At 73.6% G+C, this 10,481-nt stretch carries 11 protein-coding genes and 1 pseudogene; all 12 read right to left on the bottom strand.

Going from position 1 to position 10,481, the window contains the following annotated elements:
* Positions 1-273 precede the first annotated feature (273 nt).
* Entirely contained in the window at positions 274-1,563 is a 1,290-nt protein-coding gene (locus MKK68_RS17340; protein ID WP_244031784.1) for an NAD(P)/FAD-dependent oxidoreductase, read from the bottom strand.
* A 445-nt stretch (positions 1,564-2,008) separates the two neighbouring features.
* Positions 2,009-2,557, bottom strand: coding sequence for an HNH endonuclease (locus MKK68_RS17335; RefSeq protein ID WP_147729215.1), 549 nt, complete (start codon positions 2,555-2,557; stop codon positions 2,009-2,011).
* A 412-nt stretch (positions 2,558-2,969) separates the two neighbouring features.
* Positions 2,970-3,113: a hypothetical protein gene (locus MKK68_RS17330; RefSeq protein WP_187274846.1), complete on the bottom strand. Its 144-nt coding sequence runs from the start codon at positions 3,111-3,113 to the stop codon at positions 2,970-2,972.
* A gap of 129 nt (positions 3,114-3,242) precedes the next feature.
* Positions 3,243-3,791: a PepSY domain-containing protein gene (locus MKK68_RS17325; RefSeq protein ID WP_147844466.1), complete on the bottom strand. Its 549-nt coding sequence runs from the start codon at positions 3,789-3,791 to the stop codon at positions 3,243-3,245.
* 136 nt (positions 3,792-3,927) lie between these two features.
* Complete coding sequence (gene phnN / locus MKK68_RS17320; RefSeq protein WP_187274845.1) at positions 3,928-4,470, bottom strand: phosphonate metabolism protein/1,5-bisphosphokinase (PRPP-forming) PhnN; 543 nt, start codon at positions 4,468-4,470, stop codon at positions 3,928-3,930.
* Positions 4,470-5,612 carry an alpha-D-ribose 1-methylphosphonate 5-triphosphate diphosphatase gene (locus MKK68_RS17315; protein ID WP_147729705.1) on the bottom strand — a complete coding sequence of 381 codons (1,143 nt, stop codon included), beginning with the start codon at positions 5,610-5,612 and terminating at the stop codon, positions 4,470-4,472. Before MKK68_RS17315 ends, phnN begins: the two co-directional genes overlap by 1 nt.
* 47 nt (positions 5,613-5,659) lie before the next feature.
* Positions 5,660-6,367: a phosphonate C-P lyase system protein PhnL gene (phnL, locus tag MKK68_RS17310; RefSeq protein ID WP_244031777.1), complete on the bottom strand. Its 708-nt coding sequence runs from the start codon at positions 6,365-6,367 to the stop codon at positions 5,660-5,662.
* On the bottom strand, positions 6,364-7,137 hold the full coding sequence (phnK, locus tag MKK68_RS17305; RefSeq protein WP_147729897.1) for a phosphonate C-P lyase system protein PhnK: 774 nt from the start codon (positions 7,135-7,137) through the stop codon (positions 6,364-6,366). Before phnK ends, phnL begins: the two co-directional genes overlap by 4 nt.
* Positions 7,138-7,334: 197 nt before the next feature.
* Positions 7,335-8,225: pseudogene (locus MKK68_RS17300) on the bottom strand (alpha-D-ribose 1-methylphosphonate 5-phosphate C-P-lyase PhnJ); the annotation flags it as partial.
* Positions 8,222-9,340 (bottom strand): carbon-phosphorus lyase complex subunit PhnI, encoded by a 1,119-nt coding sequence (locus MKK68_RS17295; RefSeq protein WP_147729597.1) that lies wholly within the window; start codon positions 9,338-9,340, stop codon positions 8,222-8,224. The pseudogene MKK68_RS17300 and the gene MKK68_RS17295, both read right to left, overlap by 4 nt.
* Positions 9,341-9,344: 4 nt before the next feature.
* Entirely contained in the window at positions 9,345-9,962 is a 618-nt protein-coding gene (gene phnH, locus MKK68_RS17290; RefSeq protein ID WP_147859459.1) for a phosphonate C-P lyase system protein PhnH, read from the bottom strand.
* On the bottom strand, positions 9,962-10,441 hold the full coding sequence (gene phnG / locus MKK68_RS17285; RefSeq protein ID WP_279605400.1) for a phosphonate C-P lyase system protein PhnG: 480 nt from the start codon (positions 10,439-10,441) through the stop codon (positions 9,962-9,964). Before phnG ends, phnH begins: the two co-directional genes overlap by 1 nt.
* Between the last annotated feature and the right edge of the window lie 40 nt (positions 10,442-10,481).

Below are 10,481 nucleotides of genomic sequence, written 5' to 3'. Positions count from 1 at the left end.
CCCGATCCAGATCAACGAGCAGAACCAACAGCTGCGCTCGCAGGGCATCACGCCCCGCGACGGCCAGCCCCTGGACCGCTGACCCGCGACACGCCCCCGCGGCACCCGGTCCGGCCCCGATCCACCCTCCGCTCGGCCGGCCTGATCGCGCCGTCTCCGCACGATGGAGAGCGGCCGGCATAAGCCGGTCCGACGCCGGAATGCGGCCGGCCGACGGCAGGCTCGACGTCGCACGGGGACGTGCCCGTCCGGCCGATCCCGGAGCCGGGCGTCTCAATCCAGCCGCACCGGCGGCCCGACGGCATGGGCGAGGTCGTCGGCGAGCCAGGCGAGGGCGCCGCGGAACGGGCCGAGCAGGCCGACCTGGTGCCGGCGGTAGAGCAGGTCGTGGGCGAGCCGCGCGAACAGGCCGCGCAGGCGGCCGCCGCCGAAGGTGTAGCGCCCGAGCGTGCCCCAGCCGTTGTAGTCGGCCAGGGACACGAGCGCGCCCTTGTCGAGATAGCGGAACGGCGCCATCGCGCCGCCGTGCCGCCACGCCTCGAAATGGCGCACGAGGTGCCGGGCCTGCTGGTGGGCCGCCTGCGCGGTCGCCGGCACCGGATGCTCCGCGCCGGGCTGCGGGCAGGCGGCGCAGTCGCCGAGCGCGAAGATCGCCGGGTCGCGCGTGGCCTGGAGGGTGTCGCCGACCACGAGCTGGCCGGTGCGCGACCGGTCGAGCCCCTCGATCCGGGCGAGCACCGCGGGCGCGCGCACCCCGGCGGCCCAGACCTTGATGTCGGCCTCGATCCGTCCGCCGTCCTTCAGCGTGAAGCCCGCGGCGTCGGCGCCGGTCACCAGGGCGCCGGTGCGCACGTCGACCGCGAGGTCGGCCAGGGTGGCCGCCGCGGCCCGGGAGACGCGATCGGGGAAGGCGGCAAGCAGGCGCGGGCCGCTCTCGATCAGGGTGAGGCGGAGCTTTTCGCGCAAGGCGCCGGTGCCGTAGCCGGCGATCACGTCGACGGCGTGCTTCAGCTCGGCCGCGAACTCGACGCCGGTGGCGCCGCCGCCGACGATGGCGATCCGCAGGCTGGCCTCCGAGCGCAGCGCCGCCAGCACCTGCCCGCGCAGGCGCCGGTGCAGCGCCTCCGCGTCGGAGAGGTCGTCGATCGTGGCGCAATGCTCGGCCACGCCCGGCGTCCCGAAATCGTTCGCGCGGCTGCCGAGGGCGAGGATCAGCACGTCGTAGCCGAGCTGCGTCGGCGCGAGGGCCGCTCCGTCGCCCTCCGCGTCGAAGGGGGCGAGGGTCAGCTGCCGCGCGGCACGGTCGACGGCCTGCAGCGAGCCGAGCCGGAAGCGGAAATGGTTGGCCTTGGCCTGCGCGAGCAAGCTCAGCTTCTGCCGGTCCGGCAGCGCGGTGCCGGCGGCGAAGGTGTGCAGCATCGGCTTCCAGACATGGGACAGGGCCCGGTCGACCAGGGTGACCTGCGCCGCCCCGCTCCGGCCGAGGCGGCGGCCGAGGCCGGTCGCCACCGTGATCCCGGCGATGCCGCCGCCGACGATCACGATGCGGGTCGGTGCTGCCATGCCGGTTCCATCCTCGAGGTCGTCCCGGATCGGTCCGGTCGATGCTCGAACGCGCGCCACCGCGCCGCGGTTCGCTCGGTGCGCGACCGGACCCGGCCTCCGGGGGCGACGGAACCGCTGCCGATCCGCTCGGCCGAACCCGGTCAGCCCAGGGTTCGCCCTCGACCTCGGAGGAAACTCGGATGATGCGGGTGCAGCGGCTTTGCTGGGTTGCCGTCCTGGCCGTTCTCGGCCGTGCCGATACAGCTTTCGCGTAGGAGCAGGGGCCCTACACCGACGACATCGTGAAGTCGACATGGCCGCGCAGCGCCCGGATCGGCCTCGGCGCTCCCGTCTCCGAGCCCGATCACGGCCCGTGAACCGGCCCGAACGCGTCTCAGGACGCACGCTCCACGCGGTCCCATCGGCCGGTGCCGATGAGACCGGATGCGCGCTCCTTTCCCGATCAGCTCTCCAGCTCGCTGTCCCAGTACAGGTAGTCGAGCCAGGTGTGGTGGTAGTCGCGGTGGTCGAACTCGGGCTGGCGGTGGTGCAGCTCGTAGCGGGTCGGGCGGCGCGGCTCGGTCAGCAGCGGCATCTCGGCCTCGTGCGGGGTGCGGTTCGCCTTGCGCAGGTTGCACGGGCTGCAGGCGGCGACGACGTTCTCCCAGGTGGAGAGCCCGCCGCGGGAGCGCGGGTTGACGTGGTCGAAGGTCAAGCCGCCCGAGGGCAGGCGCAGGCCGCAATACTGGCACGAGAAGCTGTCGCGCAGGTAGATGTTGTAGCGGGTGAAGGCCGGGCTGCGGGCCAGCGTGACGTAGTTCTTCAGCGCCACCACGCTCGGCACCCGGAGCGCCCGGCTCGGGCTGCGCGCCTCGACGTCGTAGCTCGCCACCAGGGTCACGCGGTCGAGGAACAGGGCGGTGAAGGCGTCCTTCCAGCTCCACAACGAGAGCGGGTTGTAGGAGAGCGGCCGGTAATCCGCGTTGAGGACGAGGGTCTGAAGATCCATCATCGGCGCGACTCTTCGAACGAAAGCCATACGGGACAACGCGCGAGATCGACATTGCGCGCTGTCCCGAGGACAGGGTCGACGGGGGGATGGGGCTCTTGTGCGTCCGGGCGCGGGATCCGGCGGCCCGGCGGCGGCACCGTCTCGGCCGGAGGCATGGGACACGCGTGGCGCGCCGGGCGCGGTCGGCGACCGGCTGGGGCGGATACATCCGGCTCGCGGCGGGGTCCGGGTGCCAATCCGGTCGATCCCAGCCCTTCGCGAAGTGACGAAAAGGCCCTCTCCATCGGGGCTTAGTCTAATAGCAGCGTGACAGCCTTGTGAAGCTCCGCCCTGTCGCGGCCGACGCCGCACCCACAGATCGGTGGATCGACGGGGTCTTCGAAGCCGACGGCTGCCGGGACGAGGGGGCGCGTCAGCCCCAGCGCACGAACATCGCGATGAACACGGCGACCATGCTGGCCAGGAGCAGCGGGTGGCCGTCGACGATCGCGAACACGAGCAGGGAGATCGCGCCCGTGGCGATGCCGAGCATGACGGCGACGGCGGTCGGGTTCATCGCAGCATGGCTCGCGGCCGTTCAGATCTGAGCTCGGGGTCCGCCATCGATCCGGCCTCCGGCAGACCCCGTATCACGATCCGCGGATCGGCGCGGCACCGATCGGCGCCGCGCCGCGCACCGGGGCGATCAGTCGCCGACGACCTTGCCGTTCGGGCCGACCTTCACGGTCTGCTCGCGGTCGGCCAGCGCCACCTTGATCTCGTACTGTACCGACTTGCCGTCGCGCTCGACCTCGGCCTCGTAGGCCTTGCCGCCGCCCGCCTTCTGCTCGGCGATCGTCAGCGCGTCCTTCAACGACGTGGTGGCGTTCTGGAAATCGGCCGGCTTGAGGCGGGTGAAGTACCGCTCGATCGGCTGGTTCTCGGTCTTGTAGAGCGCGCCGCTGTCGGCATTGATGCCGTACTCGACGAGCTTGCCGTCCGGATAGACGACCTTGATGCTGTAATGCGTCGGGTTCTTGCCGTCCGCCTTCTCGAAATCCGCGTCGATGGCGCGGCCCTTCTCGCCCTGGGCCTCGGCCGTGGTCAGCGCCTGGGCGAGACCGACCTTGGTGGTCTTGGCGAGCTGGAACTCCTTCTGGTCGGACTCGGCCCTGGCCGCATGCGTCAGGCCGAGCGGAGCGGCGAGCAGGCCGGCGGCGATCAGGCCGGCGGTGAGGGTGAGACGGTTCGGCATGGCGTCGACTTCTTTCCCAATGCAGATGGTGGCCCGAATAACCGATCGACCGCCGCTTGGTTGCCTGCCCATCGAAAGACCTGTCCAGGCTCTCGCCGGCGGCCACGGCGCGTCGCCGGCCGCCGCGTCGAGACGGTCAGCGGCGTCCGGCGCGGTCGCGCAGGATCGCGACGAAGCCGGCCGCCGCGACGCGGCGGTCGCCGTCGTTGGCGACGGTGTCGTCGGCCTCCGCCGGGACCGCGCGGGCCAGGCGCGCGGCGAGGTCGCCGTCCTCGGGGCGGCCGCGGGCGGCAAGCCGTGCGGCCAGGATCTCGGGGGCGGCCGTGATCGCTACGACATGGACGCCGGGGAGCGTCCGGCGCGCCGCCTCGATCACCCGGCGCGAGACGTTGCACACCACGACCCGCCCCTGCTCGGCCTCGGTCAGCGCCTCGGCCGGGATCGCGTAGCCGAGGCCGTGCGCGCGCCAATGCAGGGGAAACGCGCCGGCCGCGGCGGCGCGGGAAAACTCCGCCTCGGCGATCTCGGCGTTGTCCTCGTGCGCCGAGGGCGGCCGGGTCACCAGGCGGCGCGGGAAGACGAAGCGCGGGTCGCCGGCCAGCTGCGCCCGCGCGGCGGCGATCACCGTGTCCTTGCCGGCCCCGCTCGGGCCGACCACGAGGACGAAGCCGCCCGCCATCACACCACCCGCGCGCCGGCGCGCCAGACCTCGCGGACGACGGGCACCCCTTGCGCCGTCCGCACGCGGACGAGGTCGGCGCGCAGGCCGGGCGCGATCCGGCCGCGGTCGTCGAGGCCGGTGGCGCGGGCCGGGTTGGCGGTGACGGTGGCGATGGCGGCGGCCAGGTCGATGCCGGGCACGCGCTCGGGCAGCTGGAACGCCGCCATCAGCAGGCTCGCCGGCACGTAGTCGGAGGACAGGATGCTGAGCAGGCCAGCCTCGGCGAGAGCGTGCGCCGCCACGTTGCCGGAATGCGAGCCGCCGCGGATCAGGTTGGGCGCGCCCATCATCACGGTGATGCCGGCCGCGTGCGAAGCCTCGGCCGCCTCGCGGGTGGTTGGGAACTCGGCGAGCGCGACCGCTTCGGCCCGCGACTGGGCGACGTCGGCCAGCGTCGTGTCGTCGTGGCTCGCCAGCGGGATGCCCTGCTCCCGGGCCAGCGCCACGAGGATCGGGCGGTTGCGGGCGTTGAGCGCGGCGCCGTCGCGGATCTTGCGCTCGGTGCCGGCCCGGATCGCCTCGATCGGCCGGCCGCCGCGGCCGGCATATTGATAATACTTCGCCATGTCGCGGAACTGCCGCTGCCCCGGCGTGTGGTCCATCAGCGAGATCAGGCCGACGGGATGACGCCGGACGAAGGCGCGGACGGTGTCGATCACGTCGGCCGACGGGATCTCGCAGCGCAGGTGCGTCCGGTGCTCGGCCCGGAACAGGTCGGCGGCGCGCGCGTCGGCGATGGCCTGCGCCAGCGCGTCGAGCTCGGAGCCGAGGCCGCTGCCGTCCGGGTCGGTGCCGGCGCGCAGCGAATCGAACACGGTGGTGATCCCCGAGGCGGCGATCTGCGCATCGTAGGCGAGCACGGCGCCCAGCGGATGCCAGCGCACGCCGGGGCGCGGCGCGTAGTGGCTTTCCAGGTGGTCGGTGTGCAGCTCGACCAGGCCGGGGACGAGGTGGTCGCCGCGGAGGTCCCGGCCGCGCTCCGGCGCCCGGCCCGCGCCGTGCTCGGCGATGCGGCCGTCCACGATCGCGAGCCAGCCGTCGACGACGCGGTCGGCCAGGACGAGGCGCGCGTTCTCGAGGATCTCGACCCGGTCCGCCATCGCTCCGCCGTCTCCGCTCATGCCGCGCCCGTTCATGCCGCGCCCTCTCATGCCGCGATCGGCGCGCGGAAATCCGCCACGTCCACGATCCGCGTCGCCACCGCCTCGCGTACGTCGGCGTCGTGGAAGATGCCGAGGATGCCCGCGCCCGCCGCCCGCTTCTCGCGGATCAGCGCGATCACGACGTCGCGGTTGCGGGCATCGAGCGAGGCGGTCGGCTCGTCCATCAGCACGAGGGGCCGGTCGGCGATCAACCCGCGGGCGATGTTCACCCGCTGCTGCTCGCCGCCCGAGAAGGTGGCCGGCGGCAGGTCCCACAGGCGCTCGGGCAGGTCGAGGCGCGCGAGCAGCGCCGCGGCGCGCGCGCGCGCCACATCGGCGTCGAGGCCACCCTCGATGCCCGCCGCCTCGACGATCGCGCGGGCGCCGACGCGGGGGATCACGCGCAGGAACTGCGAGACGTAGGCGACGACGTGCCGGCGCAGGGCCAGGATCGCGCGCGGCTCGGCCGTGGCGACGTCCACCGTGCGGGCTCCGTCCCAGATCCGGATCGCGCCGTGCTCGCAGCGGTAATTGCCGTAGGCCATCTTCAGGAGCGAGGATTTCCCGGTGCCGGACGCGCCGCCGAGCACCACGCACTCGCCCGCCGCGACGGCGAGGCTCGCGCCCGCGATCACCGGCAGCACCGTGCCGCCGCGCAGGTGCAGGGTGAAGCGCTTGCCCACGTCCTCGAAGGCGATCAGCGGCGGGGTCATGCGGCGAGCACCGAGGAGACGAGGAGCTGGGTGTAGGCGGCCTGCGGGTCGTCGAGGACCTGATCGGTCAGCCCGGTCTCGATCACCCGGCCGTGGCGCATCACCAGCACCCGGTGCGAGAGCAGGCGGGCGACGGCGAGGTCGTGGGTGACGATGATCACCGCGAGCCCGAGCTCGGCCACGAGCCCGCGGACCATGTCGAGCAGGCGCGCCTGCACCGAGACGTCGAGGCCCGAGGTCGGCTCGTCCATCAGCACGAGGCGGGGGCTCGTCACGAGGTTGCGGGCGATCTGCAGGCGCTGGCGCATGCCGCCGGAGAACCGCGTCGGCGGGTCGTCGATCCGGTCTGCGGCGATCTCGACGCGGCCGAGCCAGTCGAGGGCGGTGGCGCGGATGCGGCCGTAATGGCGCTCGCCGACGCCCATCAGCCGCTCGCCGACGTTGCCGCCGGCCGAGACCGCCATGCGCAGGCCCTGCGACGCGTCCTGGCGCACGAAGCCCCAGTCGGTGCGCATCAGCGCCCGGCGCTCGGCCGCGCTCAAGGTCGCGAGGTCGCGGCTGGCGCCGTCGCGCATCCGGTAGGCGACCGAGCCCGCATCCGCCGCGACCTCGCCGGCGACCAGGCCGAGCAGGGTCGACTTGCCGGAGCCGGATTCGCCGACCACCGCCAGCACCTCGCCCGCCTCCAAAGTGAAGCCGACGCCGTCGCAGGCGGTGCGCGCGCCGTAGCGCTTGGTCAGGCCGGAGACCGTGAGCAGGGGGGCGGTCATGATCGTTCCTCCGCTCCGTTCTTCCCTCCCCCCGGCGGATCTCGGACTTGCCCGAGATCCGCACACCGTGTGCCCAAGTCGGGCAGGCCCGACTTGGGTGCGGGGGAGGGTGGGCCTCGCGTGAGCGAGGGTCGGGAGAGGGGAGCGACAGTGCCGGATACCGCGCTCCCCTCTCCCGACCCGCTCCGCGGCTCCCCCTCCCCCGCAGAGGGGGGAGGGGGAGCCGCCGGCCCGAACCCGCACCGTCGCCGGTCCTCGCAATGATCGGTGTCGGAGCAGACGAACATCCGCCCGCCGGCATCGTCGAGGACGACCTCGTCGAGGTAGGCGTCGTCCGCCCCGCACAGGGCGCAGGGGCGGTCGAAGCGTTGGATTTGGAAGGGATGGTCCTCGAAGTCGAGGCTGCGCACCCGCGTGTAGGGCGGCACCGCGTAGATGCGCTTCTCGCGGCCGGCGCCGAAGAGCTGCAGGGCGGGGCAGTCGTCCATCTTCGGGTTGTCGAACTTCGGCGTCGGCGACGGGTCCATGACGTAGCGGCCCGCGACCTCGACGGGGTAGGCGTAGGTGGTGGCGATGTGGCCGTGGCGGGCGATGTCCTCGTAGAGCTTGACGTGCATCGGCCCGTACTCGGCGAGCGCGTGGAGCTGGCGCGTCTCGGTCTCGCGCGGCTCGAGGAAGCGCAGGGGCTCCGGGATCGGCACCTGGTAGACCAAGACCTGGCCCTCCCTCAGCGGCGCCTCCGGGATACGGTGGCGGGTCTGGATCACCGTGGCCTCCACCGTCCGCGTGGTGGTGGCGATGCCGGCGGTGGCCGAGAAGAAGCGCCGGATCGAGACCGCGTTCGTGGTGTCGTCGGCGCCCTGGTCGATCACCTTGAGCACGTCGGACGCCCCCAGGATCGCGGCGGTGACCTGGACCCCGCCGGTGCCCCAGCCGTAGGGCATCGGCATCTCGCGGGCGGCGAAGGGCACCTGGTAGCCGGGGATCGCGATCGCCTTGAGGATCGCCCGGCGGATCATCCGCTTGGTGCCCTCGTCGAGGTAGGCGAAGTTGTAGCCGGTCTCCGGCCGCGCGGCGGGCGTGCTCATTCGGCGGCCTCCCGAAGCGCTTCGTCCGGCCCGGACTCTCCCGTCCGCGCGGCGTGCTCGGCGCGCAGGCGGCGCAGCAGCTCCAGCTCGGCCTGGAAGTCGACGTAGTGCGGCAGCTTGAGGTGCTCGACGAAGCCCGTCGCCTGCAGGCTGTCGCAATGGGCGAGCACGAATTCCTGGTCCTGCGCCGGGGCGACCAGCGCCTCGCCGAGCTCGGCCGCGCGCAGCGACCGGTCGACCAGGGCCATCGCCATCGCCTTGCGCTCGCCCTGGCCGAAGACGAGCCCGTAGCCGCGGGTGAACCGGGGCGGGACGTCGCCGCCGCCGTGGAACTGGGCGAGCATCTGGCACTCGGTCATCGCCACGGCGCCGAGCTGCACCGGGAAGCCGAGCTCCTCGGGGACGAGCTCCAGCGCCACGGTGCCGAAGCGGACCTCGCCGACGAAGGGATGGGTGCGGCCGTAGCCGCGCTGCGTCGAGTAGGCCAGCGCCAGCACGAAGCCCTCGTCGCCCCGCGCCAGCGTCTGCAGCCGGACCGCACGGTCGGCCGGGTAGTCGACCGGCTCGCGGGTCAGGTCGCCGACGGGGGCGCCCTCGTCCCGGGGCGACGGCTCGATCAGGCCGGCCTCGCCGAGGAAGTCGGTCACGCGCGGGCAGGCGGCCGCGTCCGGGCCGGGCTCGGCCTCCGCGCCGGGCTCGGGCACCATGCCCTCGGCGAGCGAGAAATTGATCAGGCGATGGGTGTAGTCGAAGGTCGGGCCGAGCACCTGCCCGCCGGGCAGGTCCTTGAAGGTCGCCGAGACCCGGCGCGCCACCGCCATCGCCGCGGTCTCCACCGGCAGGGTGGCACCGAAGCGCGGCAGGGTGGTGCGGTAGGCGCGGACCAGGAACACCGCCTCGACGACGTCGCCGCGGGCCTGCTTGAGGGCGAGCGCGGCCAGATCCGGATCGTGGAGCGAGCCCTCGGTCATCACCCGGTCGACCAGCAGCCGCATCTGCTCGCGGATCTGCGCCACGGTGAGGTCGGGCACCGACGGGTCGCCCCGGCGCGTCTCGGCGAGCAGCCGGTGGGCGTTGTCGATCGCGGCCTCGCCGCCCTTCACCGCCACGTACATCGGTCTACGCCTCCGAAGGGACGGGCGAAGGGGCGGCCGAAGGGACGGGCCGCGACGAGCGCGGCAGCCCGGCGACGACGCCCGGCGCGGTGAGCACGAGGTCGAGCCCGCGCGGGAAGGCGGCGTGGTTCGCCGCAAGGCGCGCCGGCCAGTCCGCCGGCAGCGGCGCGGCGGCGAGCCGGATGCGGCCGCGGATGCCGGGACCTTTGAAGGCGGCGCCATCCTCGGACAGGCGGTCGAGGGCCAGCACCAGGGTGGCGGAGGTGTCGGGATAGTCGGGCGAGCCCTGCGCGAACGCCGCGAAGGGCGGGCAGGCGGCAGGATCCGCGATCAGCGCGAAGGCCGCGTCGGCGGGCTCGGCGACGATCGGTGCGCCGGTGTGGAAGCGCAGGAACGCGGCCACCGCCGGGTTCGCGGCGAGCGGCGCGTCGAGCCAGACCGGCGTGTCGGCATCGGTCAGCGCCAGCGCGACGGCGGCGAGTTCGGGCGTGAGGGGGGCGGGCGGAGAAAGGTCGCTTGCGAGCCGCCCGATGCGGCCCGGCCGGGCGAGCGCATCCATCAGCGTGCGGAACGTCCCTTGCGCGTCGTGGACCGGGTCGGCGAAGCCGCGGGCGAGCGCCATCAATCCTCGCCCCGCGCCAGGGTGAAGAAGTTCACCCGCGTCGCCGCGATCTTTCGCGCCGCGGCGGCCGCTTCCGAGGCGCGGCGTTCGGCGATCCCCGCCAGGGCGGCCTCGACTGCCCCGCGCCGCGCCGGGTGCTGCCAATGCGCGTCGAGGATCGCGGCGAGCCGGGCGCGCGGACGGTCGCGGCCGAGATGGTAGGCGAAGCCGGTCTCGCCGCCGGACAGGTGCACCGCCGCCCGGGTCACCGTCGCCTCGCCGACGTTGAAGGCGCGCCCGTCGCCGCCGATGCGGCCGCGCGCCATGACGAGGCCGGTCTCGGGCGCGCGTAGATCCTCGGCCTCGCAGGACAGCCCGGTCTCGGCGAGAACGGCCTCGAGCTCGGCGAGCGAGGCCGCCCCGGCACGCGCCATCGCGGCGCGACGGGCTTCGACCTCTGGCGTTGCCGGGTCGGGTGCTGTTTGGCTGGCGCGCGGCATTCGCGTTCGAAGGCCTCCGATTTGTCTATAGATATAGACA

The organism is Methylobacterium sp. E-016 (assembly GCF_022829745.1).
Taxonomy (GTDB): Bacteria; Pseudomonadota; Alphaproteobacteria; order Rhizobiales; family Beijerinckiaceae; genus Methylobacterium.
This window is presented reverse-complemented; position numbering and strand designations above follow the sequence as displayed.

What these genes read in the sequence shown, in the direction of transcription:
- MKK68_RS17340 (WP_244031784.1), bottom strand. Translation starts at nt 1,563, where the DNA reads ATGGCAGCACCGACCCGCATCGTGATCGTCGGCGGCGGCATCGCCGGG.
- MKK68_RS17335 (WP_147729215.1), bottom strand. Translation starts at nt 2,557, where the DNA reads ATGATGGATCTTCAGACCCTCGTCCTCAACGCGGATTACCGGCCGCTC.
- MKK68_RS17330 (WP_187274846.1), bottom strand. Translation starts at nt 3,113, where the DNA reads ATGAACCCGACCGCCGTCGCCGTCATGCTCGGCATCGCCACGGGCGCG.
- MKK68_RS17325 (WP_147844466.1), bottom strand. Translation starts at nt 3,791, where the DNA reads ATGCCGAACCGTCTCACCCTCACCGCCGGCCTGATCGCCGCCGGCCTG.
- phnN (WP_187274845.1), bottom strand. Translation starts at nt 4,470, where the DNA reads ATGGCGGGCGGCTTCGTCCTCGTGGTCGGCCCGAGCGGGGCCGGCAAG.
- MKK68_RS17315 (WP_147729705.1), bottom strand. Translation starts at nt 5,612, where the DNA reads ATGGCGGACCGGGTCGAGATCCTCGAGAACGCGCGCCTCGTCCTGGCC.
- phnL (WP_244031777.1), bottom strand. Translation starts at nt 6,367, where the DNA reads ATGACCCCGCCGCTGATCGCCTTCGAGGACGTGGGCAAGCGCTTCACC.
- phnK (WP_147729897.1), bottom strand. Translation starts at nt 7,137, where the DNA reads ATGACCGCCCCCCTGCTCACGGTCTCCGGCCTGACCAAGCGCTACGGC.
- MKK68_RS17295 (WP_147729597.1), bottom strand. Translation starts at nt 9,340, where the DNA reads ATGTACGTGGCGGTGAAGGGCGGCGAGGCCGCGATCGACAACGCCCAC.
- phnH (WP_147859459.1), bottom strand. Translation starts at nt 9,962, where the DNA reads ATGGCGCTCGCCCGCGGCTTCGCCGACCCGGTCCACGACGCGCAAGGG.
- phnG (WP_279605400.1), bottom strand. Translation starts at nt 10,441, where the DNA reads ATGCCGCGCGCCAGCCAAACAGCACCCGACCCGGCAACGCCAGAGGTC.